Annotated in this window: 19 protein-coding genes; 11 read left to right on the top strand and 8 right to left on the bottom strand. The window is 56.4% G+C overall.

Annotated elements, in window-relative coordinates; translation table 11 throughout:
* Positions 1–58: 58 nt before the first annotated feature.
* From QE408_RS12945 to QE408_RS12935, 3 genes are all read left to right on the top strand, one after another.
* Complete coding sequence (locus QE408_RS12945; protein ID WP_306931721.1) at positions 59–1,774, top strand: GH32 C-terminal domain-containing protein; 1,716 nt, start codon at positions 59–61, stop codon at positions 1,772–1,774.
* Between the two features lie 64 nt (positions 1,775–1,838).
* Complete coding sequence (locus QE408_RS12940) at positions 1,839–2,009, top strand: hypothetical protein (RefSeq protein ID WP_306931720.1); 171 nt, start codon at positions 1,839–1,841, stop codon at positions 2,007–2,009.
* Between the two features lie 30 nt (positions 2,010–2,039).
* A complete protein-coding gene (locus QE408_RS12935; protein ID WP_306931718.1) occupies positions 2,040–2,288 on the top strand; it encodes a hypothetical protein in 249 nt (82 codons plus the stop codon).
* A gap of 40 nt (positions 2,289–2,328) precedes the next feature.
* On the opposite strand, the gene QE408_RS12930 is transcribed toward QE408_RS12935, so the two are convergent.
* The 6 genes from QE408_RS12930 to QE408_RS12905 all read right to left on the bottom strand — a co-directional run bounded on the left by QE408_RS12930 (position 2,329) and on the right by QE408_RS12905 (position 7,895).
* On the bottom strand, positions 2,329–2,529 hold the full coding sequence (locus tag QE408_RS12930) for a heavy-metal-associated domain-containing protein (RefSeq protein WP_306931716.1): 201 nt from the start codon (positions 2,527–2,529) through the stop codon (positions 2,329–2,331).
* Positions 2,522–2,950 (bottom strand): Cu(I)-responsive transcriptional regulator, encoded by a 429-nt coding sequence (gene cueR, locus QE408_RS12925; RefSeq protein WP_306931714.1) that lies wholly within the window; start codon positions 2,948–2,950, stop codon positions 2,522–2,524. Before cueR ends, QE408_RS12930 begins: the two co-directional genes overlap by 8 nt.
* Complete coding sequence (locus QE408_RS12920; protein ID WP_306931712.1) at positions 2,947–5,475, bottom strand: heavy metal translocating P-type ATPase; 2,529 nt, start codon at positions 5,473–5,475, stop codon at positions 2,947–2,949. Before QE408_RS12920 ends, cueR begins: the two co-directional genes overlap by 4 nt.
* A 209-nt stretch (positions 5,476–5,684) precedes the next feature.
* Positions 5,685–6,347: a class I SAM-dependent methyltransferase gene (locus QE408_RS12915; protein ID WP_306931711.1), complete on the bottom strand. Its 663-nt coding sequence runs from the start codon at positions 6,345–6,347 to the stop codon at positions 5,685–5,687.
* A gap of 8 nt (positions 6,348–6,355) precedes the next feature.
* Positions 6,356–7,141, bottom strand: coding sequence for a class D beta-lactamase (gene blaOXA, locus QE408_RS12910; RefSeq protein ID WP_373465580.1), 786 nt, complete (start codon positions 7,139–7,141; stop codon positions 6,356–6,358).
* A 274-nt stretch (positions 7,142–7,415) separates the two neighbouring features.
* Positions 7,416–7,895, bottom strand: a complete 480-nt coding sequence (locus tag QE408_RS12905) for a YcgN family cysteine cluster protein (protein WP_306931707.1) — start codon at positions 7,893–7,895, stop codon at positions 7,416–7,418.
* A gap of 183 nt (positions 7,896–8,078) precedes the next feature.
* Here QE408_RS12905 and QE408_RS12900 point away from each other — a divergent pair, with 183 nt between their 5' ends.
* Positions 8,079–10,256: a transglycosylase domain-containing protein gene (locus QE408_RS12900; RefSeq protein WP_306931705.1), complete on the top strand. Its 2,178-nt coding sequence runs from the start codon at positions 8,079–8,081 to the stop codon at positions 10,254–10,256.
* Between the two features lie 13 nt (positions 10,257–10,269).
* Here the strand turns inward: QE408_RS12900 and QE408_RS12895 are convergent, their stop codons facing one another.
* Positions 10,270–11,442, bottom strand: coding sequence for an MFS transporter (locus QE408_RS12895; RefSeq protein ID WP_306931704.1), 1,173 nt, complete (start codon positions 11,440–11,442; stop codon positions 10,270–10,272).
* Positions 11,443–11,697: 255 nt separating this feature from the next.
* Here QE408_RS12895 and QE408_RS12890 point away from each other — a divergent pair, with 255 nt between their 5' ends.
* From QE408_RS12890 to QE408_RS12875, 4 genes are all read left to right on the top strand, one after another.
* Positions 11,698–12,129 carry a DUF2231 domain-containing protein gene (locus tag QE408_RS12890; protein WP_306931702.1) on the top strand — a complete coding sequence of 144 codons (432 nt, stop codon included), beginning with the start codon at positions 11,698–11,700 and terminating at the stop codon, positions 12,127–12,129.
* Positions 12,130–12,131: 2 nt separating this feature from the next.
* Positions 12,132–13,622, top strand: a complete 1,491-nt coding sequence (locus tag QE408_RS12885) for a PQQ-dependent sugar dehydrogenase (protein WP_306931701.1) — start codon at positions 12,132–12,134, stop codon at positions 13,620–13,622.
* Between the two features lie 291 nt (positions 13,623–13,913).
* Positions 13,914–14,501 (top strand): DUF1214 domain-containing protein, encoded by a 588-nt coding sequence (locus QE408_RS12880; RefSeq protein ID WP_306931699.1) that lies wholly within the window; start codon positions 13,914–13,916, stop codon positions 14,499–14,501.
* Positions 14,494–15,045 carry a DUF1254 domain-containing protein gene (locus QE408_RS12875; RefSeq protein ID WP_306931697.1) on the top strand — a complete coding sequence of 184 codons (552 nt, stop codon included), beginning with the start codon at positions 14,494–14,496 and terminating at the stop codon, positions 15,043–15,045. Before QE408_RS12880 ends, QE408_RS12875 begins: the two co-directional genes overlap by 8 nt.
* 33 nt (positions 15,046–15,078) lie before the next feature.
* Here QE408_RS12875 and QE408_RS12870 read toward each other — a convergent pair whose 3' ends face one another.
* Positions 15,079–15,279 (bottom strand): hypothetical protein, encoded by a 201-nt coding sequence (locus QE408_RS12870; protein WP_306931695.1) that lies wholly within the window; start codon positions 15,277–15,279, stop codon positions 15,079–15,081.
* A gap of 597 nt (positions 15,280–15,876) precedes the next feature.
* Between QE408_RS12870 and QE408_RS12865 the strand changes: the two genes are divergently transcribed.
* From QE408_RS12865 to QE408_RS12855, 3 genes are all read left to right on the top strand, one after another.
* Complete coding sequence (locus tag QE408_RS12865; protein WP_306931693.1) at positions 15,877–16,236, top strand: hypothetical protein; 360 nt, start codon at positions 15,877–15,879, stop codon at positions 16,234–16,236.
* 98 nt (positions 16,237–16,334) lie between these two features.
* Positions 16,335–17,252 carry a DUF2971 domain-containing protein gene (locus QE408_RS12860; RefSeq protein WP_306931691.1) on the top strand — a complete coding sequence of 306 codons (918 nt, stop codon included), beginning with the start codon at positions 16,335–16,337 and terminating at the stop codon, positions 17,250–17,252.
* A 616-nt stretch (positions 17,253–17,868) separates the two neighbouring features.
* Positions 17,869–19,347 carry a KAP family P-loop NTPase fold protein gene (locus tag QE408_RS12855; RefSeq protein WP_306931689.1) on the top strand — a complete coding sequence of 493 codons (1,479 nt, stop codon included), beginning with the start codon at positions 17,869–17,871 and terminating at the stop codon, positions 19,345–19,347.
* Positions 19,348–19,507 lie beyond the last annotated feature (160 nt).

Here is a 19,507-nt window from a genome sequence, read left to right as displayed (position 1 = left end):
TTTAACCTGCCATTTTCATTCCTATTCTGAGCCTGGTTTGCAAAGAAAGGATAGTGGAATGAATGACATCGCTGCGCCGACAGAAGCTGAAAGCGCCATCCGGACCATTCACACCGACCTTCCCGTCAATGCAACGTTCCATGTATGGCTGAAGGCGAAGAAGCCGGATGTTGCAGGCGCGGCGTCATTTTCAAACGCCAATGGCAAGTTCGGCGAAGTCTCTACGTCCAATCTCGAAGAGTACAGTTTTCGCATCTATCACGTCTTCGGCGGCGGACGCGTGGACATCACCTATGACACGATGACGACGGCCGTTTCAGTGATCTACTGGTTCATCGCATCCGACGTGCTGGAGACCGGCATTACCGTCGTCCACACCAAGCCGGACAACGCCCCACCGGATTTGCCCGACAGCTACCACTTCCGCCCGCCCTTCGGCTGGATGAACGACCCGAACGGATTTGGACGGTTCGAAGGCCATCCGCATCTCTTCTACCAGCATTACTCTCACGGACTTCGGTGGAACACGATGCATTGGGGCCATGCCATCTCGTCGGATTATCTGCGCTGGCGACATCTGCCTATCTTCCTCTTCCCATCGGAAGATTTGACGACCCGGCCGGACAAGCGCGGTGGCGCCTATTCCGGGTCTACGATCCCGCTTGTGGAAGGAACCGGCATCCGCGTGTTCTTTACCGAACAGGTGCAGGACCGCGTGCCCGAGCAACAGATCCAGCTCACCGCCACCTCCTCCGATTTGATCATGGCAGGACAGGCGCAAGTCATTCTCGGCCACCGGCCCGATGGGCAAGGGCTGACACCTGATTTTCGCGACCCTTATGTGGTGCGCGGCCCCGATGGCCTCTGGAAGATGCTGCTCGGTAGTCAGAGCGACAGTGGCGGCGTCATCCTGCTCTATGAAACGCAGGATCCGACGGCGGCCTCTGGCTGGACCTATGTCGGCAAGCTGTGGGTGGAGACCCGCTACAAAACCACCGCAATCGAATGCCCATGCCTGCTTCCGCTGGACGGGCCGGCCAATGCCCGCTCCACCCGCTGGGTGCTGACTTACGGCCTGATGCATTCGGAAGATCCCGTGACCGGGCGCAAGAACCTCACCATGGCGGATGTGGGCTGGTTCGACGGTAAGAACTTCGTCAAGGAATTCGGCCAGGAGCTTGATTTCGGGACCGACAATTATGCGTTCCAGGCGTTTCTCGATGGTGACAGCATCGTCGGGATCGGCTGGCTGGCAAACTGGGCGGATGCAACGCCAGAGATCGATTTTCCGACATCCATGACCCTGCCGCGGCGGCTGCATTTTTCCAATGGCGCGCTGCTCACCCCACCGATTGGCGCAGCTGAGAGCCTGCGGCATCGCATTCTGGACCGCACACGCCTAGCCGCAGGTGACCGTGTCGATCTATCGACAGGGGCCGTCGAATTGCTGTTCGAACTCAGCAAACCCGGCATGCCCTTCGAGCTTGAACTTGATCATCCTGACGTGCGGCTCGGCGTCGTGTGCGACGAAACGGGCCTCTGGATCCGCCATGAAGACGGCAAGGATGGTCCCTCGCCACGGTATCTCTCCGAAGGTGCGCGCCCCTATCGCCTGCGCATCTTTGTCGATTACGGGTCGATCGAGGTTTTCGCCGACCGGGGACGCTATGTGGGCACCAAGCGCATTGCCAGCTTCAAGCCGGTACGCGCTGCGCATCTGAAAGCTCTTACAGGGACAGTCGCACATGCGACAATCTGGAGTCTCAAACAGTAAAGATAGGAACCTTTGCGGCTTTGGCGCCTTTCCTGAATGACGAGATTCTAAAAAGGGCGATCAGATGACACAGATTAAGGAAACAGATCCCGTACATTTCCCGACGCAGGCGAATGAGAACAAAGGCGAAAAACGCAAGGCCGGCAAAGGCATTGTGTTGGTGATCGCGGGCATCGGTATCTTGGCATTCGTCATCTACATGGTGGCGATCTTGGTCGCATCCACCCAATCCTAAACCAACCCGAATCATTGAGGAGGAAAACCGATGGACCCGCGCGAACCGCTTCTGGAAAGTGAAGATGCACTCGATCAGGCGATCACCGGCCTGGACGTTGAAGAACTCCCGGCGAAGGGCGAAATCCCGCAGGAGCTGGAGCACGAGATCGAGGAAGACGAGCTCGAAACGGAAGACGACCCTTACCAGGAGAGCGACGAGGCTCTTCCGGACGATGAAGAAGAGCGCGTCATTAACCGCAACCCCTCCCGCGAAGGTGGCGCTTTCGACGAGGTTTGAATGAGCCCGCGACAGCTACGATCTTGCGTTGGCGAGCCGGCTATCCGGCTCGCTCAGGCGTGTAACCCACCTCCTGCATGGCCGCCATCGCCGTATCGGCATCGCCATCCACCACGACCTTATGCGATGAAAGATCGATACTCACCTCAGCCCCTGGCAGCGCTTCGTTAAGCGCATTGCGGATGGTCTTCTCGCAGTGGCCGCAGGTCATATCCGGCACTGTGAATGTGGTCTCAGCCATGGTCTTTCCTTCCTGTTATCCGTTTTGATGGTTCGGCTCCGGCCAGATCGTCGAGGATTGGGCAGTCCGGTCGGTGGTCACCGCCACAGCAATGGGCGAGGTGCGATAGCGTTTTCACCATGCTCCTCATATCCTCGATCTTGCGCTCAAGATCCGCAATATGTGTAAGAGCAATTGCTTTCACGGCGGCGCTTTCCCGCGCCTTGTCCTGCCAGAGTTTCAGCAGCGCTTCAGTTTCTTCCAACGAAAAACCAAGCGTGCGGGCACGCTTGATGAACCGCAGATTATGCACCTCCTGATCGCCATAGAGCCGGTAATTATTGTCGGCCCGGGTTGCGGGGGAGATAAGTCCAATCTGCTCGTAATAACGGATCATTTTGGCCGAAACGCCGGAGGCCTGTGATGCTTCGCCGATATTCATGACTTCACCGCTCCACTCGTCACACTTGTGGTCTTGAGACGCAGGGCATTGGCCACCACAAAAACCGAGGAAAGCGCCATGGCACCTGCTCCGATCATTGGTGAGAGCGTCATGCCAAAGGCGGGATAGAGCGCGCCTGCGGCAAGCGGGATCAGCGCGACGTTATAGCCGAAGGCCCAGAACAGGTTCTGGCGGATGTTGCGCATCGTCGCACGGCTCATTTCGATCGCGTGGACGGCGCCCATCAGATCGCCGCCCACCAGCACGACGTCGGCACTTTCAATGGCGACATCCGTGCCGGTCCCGATGGCGATGCCGATATCGGCCTCGGCAAGCGCCGGCGCGTCGTTGATGCCATCGCCGATGAAGGCAAGGATCTTGCCACCCTGGCGCAAATCGTGGATAGCCTGCACCTTGCCTTCCGGCAGGACGCCGGCAATAACCTTGTCGATGCCGACCTGATCTGCAATCGCACGCGCCGTCGCCTCGTTATCGCCAGTCACCATCACCACTTCGATGCCCATGCCGCGAAGCGTTTTGATCGCCTCGACGCTCGAGGTTTTCAACGGATCGGCAACTGCGATGACGGCGGCAAGCACACCATCGATGGCGGCGTAAATCGGAGTCTTGCCTTGACGACCCAAGCGCGTGGCCGCATCGGCGAAAGGTGCGACCGACAGGCCGAGCTTCTCCATATATCGATCCGCACCGACATCAACCGTACGGCCATCAACGACTGCCCGGATGCCGTAGCCGGTGATGCTTTCAAAGTTCTGCGCGTTGGTTGGCTCCAATCCTGCAGGGGTCACCGCTTTCTCGCGCGCCGCACGGGTGATGGCTTCGGCAATCGGATGCTCCGAACGGGCTTCGACTGCGGCAACGAGGCGCAGAACGTCGTTCTGTTCAAAGCCCTCCGCCACGATCAGGTCCGTCAGTTCCGGCCGACCCTTGGTCACCGTACCGGTCTTATCGACCACTACGATCTCGGCACTGCGCAGCTGCTGCAATGCTTCACCCTTGCGGAAGAGCACACCGAGTTCTGCCGCGCGACCCGTGCCGACCATGATCGAGGTCGGCGTCGCGAGGCCCATGGCGCAGGGGCAGGCAATGATAAGGACGGCAACGGCGTTGATCAGCGCGAATGTATAAGCGGGATCCGGACCGAAGATGGCCCAGACGATGAAGGTCAGTAGCGCGACGCCGATCACGACCGGAACGAACAGCGCGGTGACCCTATCGACCACCAGCTGAATAGGAAGCTTAGAGCCTTGCGCCTGCTCCACCAGCCTGATGATCTGCGACAGCATCATATCCCCGCCGACCTTCGTCGCGCGGTATTTAAATGCGCCGGTCTTATTGATCGTGCCGCCCACAACGCCAGCACCCACAGCCTTTTCCACCGGAACAGGCTCTCCCGAGATCATCGATTCATCGACATAGGAATGACCTTCGACCACTTCTCCATCGACAGGCAGCCGCTCACCGGGGCGAATGACGACAATGTCTCCTGCCCTCACCTCTTCCACTGCTATGTCATTGATTTCACCGTCACGCTCGACACGCGCGGTCTTGGCCTGGAGGCTCGCAAGCTTGCGGATCGCATCACCTGTTTTGCCGCTGGCGCGCGCCTCGAGCAGCCGACCGATGAGAATGAGCGTGACGATGACGGTGGCCGCCTCGTAGTAGACATGGCGGGCATTTTCCGGCAGGACGCCCGGCGCAAAGGTCGTGACCAGGGAATAGAGATAGGCCGCGCTGACACCGAGCGCCACGAGCGAATTCATCTCCGGCGCCCCATGGAAAAGGGCGGGGAAGCCACTCTTCAGGAAGCGCCGTCCCGGTCCAAAAATCACCGCCGTCGCCAACAGGAAATAGACGTAGTAAAGGTTCTGGGTATCGATCACGCTCATCAGCCAGTGGTGCATCGGTGCGTAAACATGCCCACCCATCTCCAAAACGAAGAGCGGCGCGGTCAGGACTGCTGCGATGATCACATCGCGCTTCAGTGTCGCTTCATCGCCCATGTGGTGGCTGTGATCATGAGCGCTGTCATGCTGATGGGCAGCGTGATCATGATGCCTGGGCTTTGCCGCAGCAACAGGAAAGCCAGCGGCTTTCGCCGTTTCGATCAACATCTCACGCTGGCGCAAGCCGCCCAAGCCTTCGACCGCAACCTTGCCCTGAGCACCGACGTCTGCGTTGACGACAGTTGCAACGGCCTCGAGCACGCCCTTCAACCGTAAGGCGTCGGCCTCATCTTTCACCCCATCGACGAAAAACTCTGTTCGAACCGGCTCGATCTCATAGCCGATCTTTTTGACCGCCGCCGCCAGGGTCTTGGCGGAGAAGCCTTCCACCGGTTCCACCGTGAGTTTCTTCGTCGCGAAGTTGACGGAACTGGACGCCACGCCTGGAACCTTCGCCGCCGCTGTCTCCACCCGCCGAACGCAAGACGCGCAAGTCATGCCTTCCACAGGAACGGACAGTGGCTCCTGCAATTGGTTTGGTCTCACGGTCTCGTTCATCGCTATCCCCTTTCGAGGTACATGATTGCCCTGTCTGTTTCCGGTGAAACGTCTGATGTTTCCGCCGGGCACGACATCAATGTAGGGCTTCCCATCATGGGAAGGTCAAGAGAAGATGTAGTGTTTTATCGAGAGCCCGCCAAGAAGAGCGACCGCGATCCAGATCGGAATAAAAATGCTGCGGCAGCATCGCCGACAGGGGGAACGGATCACGGGCAGCAAAATAAAGCGCATGGACGTAACGCTTCTCGCCGGAAAGGCGAACTGCGGCTACGCCTTGCCAAATAGATCGTCGCCCCGCCACAGCTCTGATCCTCGATCTCATGTGCGATGATCTCAAAACCACCGTCAGCGAGGATCAACCGATACTCCTCAAATGCTAGACTGGCGTGATAAAGCGTCTGGCCACAGAAACGTCCGAACGTTTCCTGACGGTCAGGGCCTGCCGTGAACAACATAACGGCGTCTTCCGTTGCACGGCGCATGCTCCTTTCGAGGACAATTTGCTGGTCGTCCGGCGTCAGGTGAAAGAGGCTATGCCAGGCGATCAAACCATCAAAGCGCCTGTCCAAGCTCAGATCGCGCATGTCCCCGACAAGCCATCGATGGCCAGGAAATCGCTCACGGCACAGCGAAATCAGGGAGATGGAGGCATCGATGCCGGTCAGCTGATGGCCGCGTTCGATACAGTAGCGCGCTATCGGCTCCCCGGCCCCACAGCCCATATCCAGTATCGACACCTTGGGCGGCAAATGCGCGAGAAACCTGTCCAGCCAGGGTTTCTCCATGAGTTCGCGGCTGCGCGATCGATCAAAATCGGCAGCATATGCCTGATACAGCGCGATCACATTGCTTGCCGCGTCATCAGACATGACCGCTTCTACCGATGGGTGGCATAGCGCTGAATATCGCGCAGAAACTCACCTCGCACCACCTCGCCCATCGGCTGCGCCGAGGGCTTGTCACCGACGCGCAGGCGAACGAAAACGATGTGCTGACCTTCACGCTCTGCCCAGCCGACGAACCATCCGAAGGGCCGATTGGGATCTGGCTTGCCATCCGGCCCTTTCATGGTGCCGGTACCCGTCGTGCCATGAGCACTCCAGGCTTCGGCGCCGTCAAACACCGGAACGATGGCCTTGGTCTTGTTCTGCGCGTCACGAGAAAACGGCAGGTTGTTAGCCAGCAGTCGCCGCATGAACCCCACCTGCTCGACGGGCGAGATCTCCAGCGACGTGTTGACCCAGGAATCGGTCAGCCCATTGTCCTTGCCCGGATCTCCCGCCACGTCACCATTGCCGAAACCGAGGCGCCTTACATAGGAGGCGAATTTTTCCTTGCCGAGACGGCTGGTGATTTCACGCGAGTACCAGCGGATCGACTCTTTCTGCCAAGTCGTGGGATCCACCGTCTTGCGCTCCTGCGGTGCGGCATCCACACCCTTCTGCCAGTCCCAGGCCGGATTGAACTCGTCCTGAAGGATTCCGGCGTCATAGCCGATCAGCGCCAGTGGCACCTTGAAGGTGGAGCTGGGCGAGACGCGCCTGTCGCAAGCGCCCTGCTGATTGATAACCGCACCGGTTTCCACCGATGTGACCAGCGTGCATTCGAAGGGCTGCACGGCCTGAGCGCGCGCTGGCGTGGAAGCCGCTGCGAGGAGGCACATCGGTAAAAGAAGCGTGAAAGCGTGCCGCGATCTTTCAGATACGCTCTTCACGCTTGTGCTCCTGTTTTTGTGGCATATCGTCAGCGCAAAACCGCGTAACGCTTTTGCGCTGACCATGCTTTTGACTTTGGCGCATGCAGGGTCCTTGATCATCCGGCAAAGCATCATAGCCGGGAACGGGCACAAGAAAAGTAAGGTATTGGGATAGAGACTTGATGCGGCAGGAATAGGACGGGCTTCGCGACAGTTTGCATTCGGCACAGACCACCCCTGCTCAACGCGGCTTTTGCGCCTCTGGTCGCCATCCCACCGTCAAAGGCCAGTCCACCACATAGTCCTCGAAATCATCCACAGGGACGTCCTTCTCGTTGACCGTGCGTCCACGTGCGGAAATGCCCGCGATATGAACCGTTTCGGGATCGCCCGAGACCAGATGATGCCACCAGTAGAGATCCTTCCCGTCCCGGACCAACGCGTAGGCACAGGTCGGCGGCAACCAGCCGATCTCATCGACCAGCTTCAGATCGAGCTGGATACAATCGGGCACGGTGGCGCGCCGGTTTTCGTAATCGGAGCAGCGACAGCTCGTGCCGTCCAGCAGCTGGCAGGCGACGGAGGTGAACACCACCTCGCCCGTATCCCAGTCTTCCAGCTTGTTGAGACAACAGAGGCCACAGCCATCGCACAAGCTCTCCCATTCGCTGTTACTCATTTGCGCCAGCGATTTGGTTTTCCAGAACGGCGCGTCACTCATCGTTAAGATTTCCGTTTCATTTTGCATCTTCGGGCATCAAATAGAAAAGCCCGCTTTGTCGTATCGCCACGGGCTGGATTATAAGATAATTCTTAAATCCGGCGGAGTGGTGGTGAGGAATGACCCGCGCAAGGTAACCGCGTCAAGCGTTCACTCACCACATCGAACAGGAATACGTTTCAGGTGCAGGAAGACAACAACAAGAAACCGGCGCGCCGTAAACGCCATATTCTGCTTCGCATCGATTCCTGGATCGATTCAAGCCTGTGGACAGCCGCATCCCGTGCATTCGATTTCTGGGAAGAGGTGACGATCGCCTCTCGCAAACTGCATGTGCGCGGCTGGAAGAAATTTCTTGTCAACATGACCTGCAATGCGCTGACCGTCGGTGCAGCCGGCTCCGTCGTCATGCTGGCACTCGCACTTCCCGCCTTCGAGGAAACCAAGAAAGACTGGCGCTACCGCGGCGATTTTGCGGTGACCTTCCTCGATCGCTACGGCAACACGATCGGCCATCGCGGCATCATTCACGAGGATTCCGTTCCGATCGACCAGATGCCGGATCACTTCATCAAGGCGGTTCTGGCAACCGAAGACCGGCGCTTCTTCGATCATTTCGGCATCGATTTCATCGGCCTTGCCCGCGCCATGAGCGAGAACGCGCGGGCTGGTGGCGTCGTACAGGGTGGCTCGACGCTGACGCAGCAGCTTGCCAAGAACCTGTTTCTCACCAATGAGCGCTCGTTGGAGCGCAAGATCAAGGAAGCCTTCCTGGCATTGTGGCTGGAAGCCAATATGTCGAAGAAGGAAATCCTCGCGCTCTATCTCGACCGCGCCTATATGGGCGGCGGCACCTTTGGCGCGGCAGCAGCTGCCCAGTTTTACTTCGGCAAGAACCTGACCGACGTGACGCTGGCGGAATCCGCCATCCTTGCCGGTCTGTTTAAAGCTCCGGCGAAATACGCGCCGCATGTGAACCTGCCGGCGGCACGTGCGCGTGCCAACACGGTTCTCTCCAACCTCGTCCAGGGTGGATTGATGACCGAAGGCCAGGTTGTGGGTGCGCGTCGCAACCCGGCAACCGTTATCGACCGCGAAGAGGTGCAGGCACCCGATTACTTCCTTGATTGGGCCTTTGACGAAGTCCAGCGCTTGGCCAGGGAAGGCAAGATCAAAGACCACACCGTAGTGGTGCGCACCACCATCGATACCGGCCTGCAGCAGGCTGCCGAGCAGGCCATGGAAGGCAGCCTTCGCGAATTTGGCGAAGGTTACAAGGTCAAGCAGGGCGCGATGGTGATGATCGAAAATGGCGGCGGCATCCGCGCCATGGTCGGTGGTCGTGACTATGGCGAAAGCCAGTTCAACCGCGCAACGGCGGCGCTTCGCCAGCCCGGTTCTTCGTTCAAGGTCTACACCTACTCTGCCGCCATGGAAAAGGGCTACAAGCCGGAAACGCTGATTTCCGACGCGCCAGTCACCTGGCGTGGCTGGTCGCCACAGAATTACGGCCGCTCCTATGCCGGCAAGGTGACACTGCAGACTGCACTGGCCAAATCCTACAACACCGTTCCGGTGCGTCTCGCCAAGGACGTGCTCGGCACGCAGATCATCGTCGACACGGCAAAAGCGATGGGCGTTGCCACGCCGCTTCGCAGCGACAAGACCATTCCGCTCGGCACCTCAGAACTGACCGTGCTGGATCAGGCGACGGGCTACGCCGTCTTTCCCGCCAATGGCATGCAATCTCGTCGCCACGGCATTGAGCAGGTTCTCGATTACGAAGGCAAGGTTCTCTACGACTTCGACCGCGATGAACCGCCCGCCCATCGTGTGCTTTCGGAAGAAGCGACCTCGAAGATGAACCGTATGCTGGTGACGATTCCGGTGGAGGGAACCGCGCGGCGCGGCGCACTGGACAATGGCATCGTCTCCGGCGGCAAGACCGGAACGTCGCAGGCCTATCGTGACGCCTGGTATGTCGGCTTTACCGGTAACTACACGACTGCCGTGTGGTTCGGTAACGACGACTTCACCTCGATGAACAACATGACCGGCGGCGCGCTTCCCGCCATGACCTTCAAGCGGCTGATGGACTATGCCCATCAAGGCATGGAACTGCGTCCCATTCCCGGCATCCAGAACCCGCTGCCAACGGGCTCGCGCCCACAACCTGCCGCCAATGCCGCGCAGGTTGCCTCAGCCGACGCCAATGCACTCCCTGCACTCACCCGCCCCCGCTCTCTTTCCGCCGAAGCCACCCGGATTCTTCGCGCCGTCGGCCAGCAGTTGAAAGAGGCTTCAGCGCCGACCTTGTCGCCGCAGAAGGTGGCTGATGTTGGTGATGGGGTTAAACGTTGAGAGACTGACGCTCTCAGGCAACCAACCCGCGTTGGCGGTTCTTGAAATGGCCGAGCGTCAGCAATGAGCACAGCGCCGCTCCGCTGCACGCCACCATCAGCAAGAGCATGGCGGAGGGGCCAGCAAAGGCCATGAGGCCGGACAGAAGCGGCGGTGCCGTGGCATTCACCAAATTCATAGGCAAGCCGATCATCGACATTGCAGCGGCATAGTCCGATTTCTCATAGAACTCCAAAGGCATTGTAGCCCGTGCCACTGCAAAAGCGCCGCTGCCAATGCCGAAAATGACTATATAGGCAAAGATGGCACCGCTACTGGGGCCGAACACCACAGGTATCAGCATAGCCGCAGGGATCATGGCTCCTGATAAGATTCCAGTCCAAATCGCGTTCCATGTCTGGCCTCCTATCACGTCTATCAGCCGCCCGCCAACTTTGAGAACACCCATGAAGGAGGCCAGGCCCACTGCCAAAGTCAGATCAGCACCCAGCGCCTTAAACAACTCTATGCCAACCGATTCCATTCCCAGGGTAACAAAACTGTTCAACGAGATGGCGGCGACGAGGAACCAGAGAATATGACCTCTACGGTTCTTCGTTCTGCCGGAAACTGGAGATGCAGAAGTGCTTCTGACATCTGGAAGGCTCAAAGCGAGCAAGGGGAGGACAAGCAGAAGCACGCCGCCCCCATAGATTTGCGTTACGCCGCGCCAACCCAAGAGATGATCAAGCCAAGCCGTCAGCGGCCAGAAGACGCTGCCCGCAAGGCCGGTTACCAACATCAATGACCCGATCATGCCTCGCGCTCTGTTGCCTGCGAACTCCGCGAGATAGGCATAGGCGGACGTTGTTAGAAACATAGCGCCACCAACGCCGATGGCGCACCAGCATGCCAGGTAGGCCGCGAGCGAGTTGACGCTCGCCATTGCAGCGAGGGCCATACCGATCAAGCCTGCCCCGCATAGCATGACGTGTTTCACACCCAACCTAGCGAAGGCTTTTCCCACAAGAGGAGCGGACAGGCCCATCACCACATACATCGCTGTCACACCGAGAAACGCTGTCGCTAGGTCGACTTGAAGATCTTTGGCAATGGAGGATGCCAACACCGGCAGGATGCCGATGACACCCCATCCGGCGATCTGCGTGATGGCGAGAGTGGTAAAAACAATGACGCGCGATTTCATTGCAGCATGCTAATGCGGTCGCGTGTCAGTCATGTAACAGCGATGCCACATCCTCGCCCGGACAATCTCTATGCCAGTGGAATTAGGCGACGGAGGTGGCACATCCGCAACCAAGTGAGCCATCTGACCTAACAGCAAGCCGGTACATCAAAAGAACTGCAACCAAACACCTTCTCCAACCGTTTGCCAGGGCATAATAGCGCCCGAAGCCAATGGCGGTCGGGCGCTCCCCTCAATGCCGGTTGGAGCCAAGACATGAGTGATGCATCCCACGGGGAAGCTTCCGCCTATCCTTTTCAGCTGCTGTTCGTGCCTTTTCCCTTCGTCTGTTTTTCGCTGACGCTTGCGACGGACATTGCCTATTGGCGCACTGCCAACCTGATGTGGTCGAATTTTTCGGCTTGGCTTCTTTTTGCGGGGCTGGTCGCTGGCGGTCTGGCAATTCTTGCCGGTCTCATCGATCTGCTGCGCCGGCGCACACGACCGATGCGTCCGTCCTTTGTCTCCATCTTCCTGTTCATCGTGATGCTGCTCCTCGCCTTCATCAACAGTCTCGTTCACGCCGGTGACGGTTGGACGGCTGTGGTGCCCTACGGGCTACTGCTTTCGGCCATCACCTTCGTGGTGTCGTTGATGGCGGTCTCCGCCTCCTCCCGCAAATATGCCCGTCTGGCCTGGAGAGTATGATCATGGTTTCCCGCATTCTCGCCCCCGCCCTGCTGCTTGCAGGCGTTGCGCTCATCCTGCCGGCCTGCAGCGAGCAGAACGATAATTTCGATATTTCCCAGCAGATAGGCCCAGACCCTGTTCTTCCCGAGCCCTCCATGAGCTTGATCCCCGACCTCAAGGTCGCAGAGGTGGTGGGCTGGAAGGACGGCGAAATGCCGACGGTGCCGGAAGGCCTGAAGATCTCCGTCTATCAGAAGGACCTCGTCAATCCGCGCACCGTGCATACGCTACCGAATGGCGACGTTCTGGTGGTGCAGTCGCGTGCACCGCAAGGCGGCCAATCATCGTCGCGTCCCAAGGACATCATTCGCGGCTTCATCATGTCGATCGCCCATGGTGAAACCGGTGGACCGCCGAAGGAAAGCAACATCATCACGCTGCTCAGAGACACGAACCGAGATGGCGTTGTGGATGAGCGCCACGATCTTCTGAAAAAGCTCGACTCGCCCTTTGGCGTCGCCTTTGCCGACAATACGCTTTATGTCGCAACCTCCAATGAAATTCTCGCCTACCCCTATCAACTGGGTCAGAACGAAATCACCGCCGAACCGCGTGTGCTGACACAACTTCCCGGTGGTCCGATCAACCACCACTGGACAAAGGATCTGGCGCTGAGCCCCGATGGCAAGTTCCTTTATGCCTCCGTCGGTTCGAACTCGAACATCACCGAAAACGGATTGGAGGCCGAAAAGAACCGCGCTGCCATTTTGCAGGTCGACCGCCAGACAGGCGCGTGGAAGCTGTTCGCATCTGGCTTGCGCAATCCGAACGGTCTTGCCTTCAACCCCGAAAGCAAGGAACTCTGGGCCGTCATCAACGAGCGCGATGAGCTCGGGCCGAATCTTGTGCCGGACTACATGACCTCGGTGAAGGAAGGCGGCTTCTACGGCTGGCCTTGGAGCTATTACGGCAATCATGTGGATGACCGCGTGCATCCTCTCCGGCCGGATATGGTGGAAAAGGCGATCAAGCCGGATTACGCGCTGTCCAGCCATGTCGCGGCGCTTGGCCTGACCTTCTCGCTGAACTCGGCGCTGCCCGCCCCCTATCAGAACGGTGCCTTCATCGGCGAACATGGGAGCTGGAACAGGACGGCCTTCAACGGTTATCGGGTGACCTTCGTGCCCTTCGAAAACGGCAAACCCGTGGGCAAGACGCAGGACGTGGTAACGGGCTTCCTTCAAGGCGACAAGGCCAGAGGCCGTCCCGTCGGCGTCGGCATCGATGGCACCGGCGCCCTGCTGGTGGCAGATGATGCGGGCAATACGGTGTGGCGTGTCGCAGCCGCAGATGGCGCTGTCACACCGGCACCGATTGCGACCGACGATGTCTCCGGCGCATCGTCCGGCGGCACTGCCCAAGCGGGACAACCAGCAGCACCCGCAGTTCCTGCCCAGCCTGCGGCACCTGCGCAGCCCGCAGCTCCCGCATCACCCGCCCCTACGAATTGAGAAATATCGACGATGAAGAATGGCCGGCGACCTGATCGGTTGACCGGCCCTTTTTATGGCGTCCGGAACTCTGCCCGACACTCTCTTTTGCGCCGGGGCGGATGCAGGTCTGGCGCGTCTGCCACCGCCCATGAGGGCGGCGCTTCGATAACCTGTCGCCGGTGTCCCTTACGTAACGCATATTCAAGAAGCGGAATATTTCGGTAAAGGCCGGTTCATCCCTCATGCAAGGCATTTCCCCGAGTCGGAATCAATGCTAACCGTGACGCTGCTCCAAATCGGGAAAGCAGCGTGTTTCGAGTTCCGTTTCTTGTCGCCATCTCCCTCGTCATTGCCTTTGGCGGTGGTATTGTTTCCACCCTTGTGGCGCTCGAGGCCACATCCGGTTTCGGGTCGATCAAGATCGGCGCATGGGATGCGTTTCCCGAATCACAGACGATCGAGGCAGACCCCTATGCCAAGGCCCACCGGGCTGATGCGGGCAAGCTTCTCTACGGAACGGCCGAAGGTTTGGCCTTTACCGCGGCGAATGACAGCAGCGGTCAACGCCTCACCGGCCAGTGCCGCTACACTCTCACCGGCAAACTGCCGCCTGCCCGCTTCTGGACCGTCTATGTTGCCGATCAGCAGGGCAATCTCCTGGATGACGGCTCCGGACGGCCTGTCGCGCTTAACTCGCGCAATCTCCTGCATGGCCCCGAAGGCGGGGTTTCCATTACGCTTGCGTCGACCGCAACGCCCTTCAACTGGCTTGCCGTGCCGGCAACCGGCAATTTCAAGCTGGTACTGACCCTGCTCGATACCCCGATTGCTGGAAGTGCCGGCCTGATCGACATCACCATGCCAACCATTGACAAGACGGATTGCGGCAATGCTTAGGGTCATTCTCGCCGTCTTCACGGGCTTGGTTGGTGCCGCTGTTCTCCACCTCCTCATCCTCTTCTCGATCCCGCACTTCTCCAACCGCGACGCTTACACGCGCGCGGTGTTCCAGGCTGTGCCCAATCGTTTTCATCTGGTCGACAAGGATGGCCATCAAAAGGGTGGCCTCGGCAGTGAGGATCCGTTCATGCGGGTTGCCGTCTGCACCTATAATGTCGAAGAAAAGCCGGTCAGGCTTTCGGCTTTCGGTGCGGTGCCGTTCTGGTCGATCGCGATCTTCGACAGTGCGTCGAATGAGATCTTCAGCATGAACGACCGCACATCGGCGGGCGGTGAACTGGATATTTTGATCTCCAGCCCGGAGCAGAGCGGTGCTATTCGCAAGGCGCAAGTCCAGGCGCTATCGAAATCGATTTTGGTGGAAGCAGGTCGCAACGAAGGCTACGCCGTTTTACGAACGATGGTACCGCAGGCGAGCTTCCTGGAAGAAGCGGAGCGGTTCCTGGGAGAGGCTACATGCGAGCCTGCGTCTTTGAAGTAGGCGCACTCCAGACGGCCTTAATAGAGATATCGATCAGGAGGTGAGAGCCGCTTCAGAAGAAGCCGTCCCGCTGACCTTGCGCTTACGCGTCTTTGTCTTATCGGCGAACTCGCAACGCTCGTAGCGCACGCCGGTGAAAAACAGTAGCTGGGCTGGGCCTGCTGCAATCGCGTCGGCCTCGGTCCTTTTTTGAGGACGGCGTATCGCCGTCGAAATCGAAATAATGTCTGCCATTGCCATCTCCTTTCACAGGCACGACGGATGTTGTTGACCGGATCGCTATGTATGACGTTGCATGCGACGATCCAGCATGAGGAAGCGCCATATCGAGCTTTTCAGCAAAATCTCTTTTTGATCTGCGTGCCGAAATCTTCAGGACCGCGGCATCAAGCCAATATGGAATGCCAGTACCACTACATCGGGCATCACCAGTCCACGGACTGGGCATTAAACCAGGGTTTGGACGCGCGGTCCGCCCCTCAAGGCTTGTTCATGTCGGAACTCTAGCACCGAATCTCGGACTTGCCCACGACATTAGAATCATCGGGAAGTTAAGCAAAGGTTAATACTAATATGCCGCTCTCAGCCCTTCCCCCAATTTGAAGCCATTGCGCCTTAATGGCGGCGTATGAGTGATAAACGCGAATGAGTGCTTGCGGTTCCCATCGAGACTGGAAATCCTTTCGTTGACAAAACAGCTGTGAATAAGCCTAAAAATCTCCTTGCCGGCGCCTGTGGTTAACAGCGCGTCAAGGTCTATTGTTTGGTCACAATACCTATGTTACGACGACCCATCTTATTTGATGGGGTTTCGTTCCGATGGCTACCCGTATGAGCGAACCTATCATCTACGGCAAGCCCGAACCGCTCGCTGCTCTTGATCACGGCGTTGTAAAATACTCGGAAGAACTTCACGGCCATACCGAAGAGAATATTCTTTGCAGGGACGGTCGCATTCACTACGGCACAGGCGCGTTCTGGGAATGGTTCGATGGGACGGCTAGCGACGACAATGTATGGTGCGGGTACTTTGATAATCGGTTCAATAAAGGTCCGGTGCATCCAAACGACTGGTATTGGGCCGAGAACGAACGGCGCTTCATCGAAATGGCAACGCTATCGGACGAGGATTTCTTAGCAGTAGCAATGTCCAATTCGGTCAGGATAACAATTCACGAACAAGCCTGCTAAACGGGGCTTTTTCCTTATCCAGAACCATCCGCCTTGCCTGCCGCATTAGGTTGAACTAGTGAACGTTCATCGTCCCTAAGTTTATCCGAGATGGCGTTATGATCCTCTATTACTACACTTCGCTAGTTCACGGCCTGACGTCAATACGGGACAAGCGCATCAAGATTTCGTCCTTCGATACCCTCAATGATCCATTCGACATTCTCAACATCGCGGCGAAAACGGAAGAGCAGCGCAATGACTTGAAGAAGATCCGTGACAGGCTCACTAGCAAGGGCGGTATGATTTGCGCCAGTGAGAACTGGAACGAACCGCTTATGTGGAGCCATTACGCCGATAAACACGCAGGGGTTTGCGTAGCATTACGCGTTGACCCGACCGAATGGCGAAAGGTTCAATACGCTAACAAGCGCTTGGGTATCGAAGCATACAACGTCAAAAGTATCGAAGATTTAAGCCGCGACCAACTCGAAGAAATTTCAACCATCAAGTCGGACTTCTGGACATATGAGCAGGAGTGGCGAAGGTTCTATATTTATGAAGAGAAGGACTATGTCACGAATCTAGATTTCGGTTACTTTGATCGCGCGATGATGCCAATCGGTCTGATATTTGGTCACAGGGCTAAGGTTGGGAAGGAACGCATAGCCAGTATCTTGAGTTCTAACCCGTCACTGAAGATCGGCATTACAAGGCCTGCGTACACCTCATTCAAGGTCCTGCTTGACCAGACAATGATCAGAAAGCAGGTAGACGATAAGGCGCGTCTAAAATACGACTTCAAAGACAAGAGCCTATTTTGGCAAAGCGAAAACCTTCTGACTCATTTTCAGCGGACGAAGAACTCCCGCTTAAGTACGAATAACAGTGGCCGATGCAGGCCTCCCCTTTCGGCCATTCTCAGGTCGAGGCAACATAGTAGTTTTGGGAAGGTGGCCGTGCCTCCCCACCCTGCAAATAGGTCGTCAGATAAATCACCAACAAAGGAAAGATTACTGCGACCACAAACTGCTTAATCAGCCAACGCAGACCGGCGACAATCACACGGTTACGAGACGACGATTTTGATTTTTCACTCATATCCACTTCCTTTGTATACCGCATATTTTTGAAGTGAAGACGCACGTCTTCCTTGGCGCAGTTGATAAACGGCGCATCAAGTTGCACTTCGATGATAATGAACTCAGATTGCAGCAATCCAAATTGCTACAGGTATTAAACGCTGACGATCTACAGGCGATGTAGGCTCAATCTTGCTAGCCTTTCCTAGCGAGATCAATGAACTATTCTTCTATTGACATTAGGCACTGGTGCTCACACCACCCTGTTCGTACCCTAATAACACTCATCGGGGGCGATGGTTCGCGGTTATAAGTTGATGCAGTCCACCCTTAATTTTCAAGTCTTCACTTTTGCTAGATCTCGTTTCGACAGTGAAACGATGGAGTGTCCAGTGCCGATAGTCAAATCTTCAGCAGGACGCTAACACTTCTTTTCCATTCAATGGCATCAATTGTTTGCGGTTAGTAACCAGAGGCTAGAGTCAAGACTTTCTGTGGGTAGAGCCTATCGGTCATTGCAACTTTAGCGCAGTAGGGATTCAATTCCTTCAGACGAGGTTCGGTAGGTGCTATGGAAACAAATGCTTGGAAAGATGATTTGCTTGACCGCGAGTGGGACGGAGAGTTCCTTTACCGTTTAGCAAAGGGTCGTAATGATGAAAATGTTCGTACCCAAAAAGGGTCTTTCGTTCTCAACATCGATGCGCCTTGGGGTCAGGGCAAAACTTTCTTTCTAAACGCATTGCGCAATCAGGTAGTTGAGGCAGGACACCCGGCCATCTTTATAAATGCCTGGCAGTACGATTTTGTTGACGACCCCTTTTCGATAGTCGTTGCCGCATTGGATCGGTACTTCAAAAGTATCGAGGATCAAAAAGAAATTACCAAAACTGAAAAGTTCCAAAATGGCCTGCGGGTCGTGCGGTCTGAATTCCTCAATATAACGTGGGCGCTTAGCAAAGCCGTACTGAAAAAGGCAATCAATAAAGTTGCCGAAAACGGCGTCGAGGAAGTCACGAGCGTTTTCGACAACACGACGAAAAGCGACGACAAACCGTCTGAAAGAGGCTTTGCGGAAGAGATGGCCGAGACGGTCAACAATACAATCGACTCATTCACTGACGCGGCAATCGACAAGTTCGCTCAAACTCGAATTGATATGATCAACCAAACCAAGGACAGTCTCGACAGATTCCAAGGGGGCTTGAAATTGATCATCGAGGCGTTGAAGGATGCCAAGAAGCATCCTTTGCCTCTGTTCATCTTCATTGACGAATTAGATAGATGCAGGCCAACCTACGCCATTTCGATGCTTGAGAGAATCAAGCATCTCTTCGACATTCCAAACGTCGTATTTCTAATTGCAACAGATACGACCTCGCTCAGTCATTCCGTAAAAGCAGTCTACGGGAACGAGTTTAAAAGCAGAGAGTACCTTGGGCGGTTTTTCAACAGGACGTACAAACTTCCAGAGGCTTCCAATGAAAAGATCATTTTGAACATTCTGAAGGACCGCGGAACCGACATTGCGAAATGGACTTTGCCCATACCGGACGCAGGTCTACACGACTTCGCTATATTCCTGAACGATACAGCCGAGCGTTTTGAAATGAACATCCGGCCTGTCAAGCAAGCGCTTGACATATTGATGGATATCACGTCCGCTTGGGACGAGCCGTATCCTCTTGAACTTACCTATTTGTTTGCGCTGATCTGCGAATTCGTATGCACTGGTGAGATAGATGACGTTAGTTTACGTGATCGAATGCAGCGTTTGCAGAACCAATGGAAGTACGACCATCACGGTGACGTGTTGTCCTACGTTGATGTATTTCATAACATCGGAAAGATGGCACGGATGAAAATTAGTGATGCGCTGCACGATAGTCAGAATCATATGAGAAACACCGGTGACAATCGTCTCCCCGGTTATCTTTACAGAAGCATTCTCGGCGAAGCAAAAGCGCACCACAACAAGGCTGCGATCACGAAGGCCTCTTTCTCTCAGTATCGAGATATGATTCTGCATTCACGACTTTTCCAACAGTGAAAACGTCGATAAGGAGTTCTGCGCGTGATCGGGTGATCCGCGCATACTTCTCTAAATTTCTTCAAATTTCACGATTTTTTCACGATCTGCGATCCAGCCTCTGGCCTCACAGTCAATTCATAAGTGACTGATTTAACTCATTTATATTGGGTATAACAAC

Source organism: Agrobacterium larrymoorei, assembly GCF_030819275.1.
Taxonomy (GTDB): domain Bacteria; phylum Pseudomonadota; class Alphaproteobacteria; order Rhizobiales; family Rhizobiaceae; genus Agrobacterium; species Agrobacterium larrymoorei_B.
The sequence above is the reverse complement of the archived record's forward strand: the minus strand, read 5'-3'. Positions and strand labels throughout refer to the sequence as shown.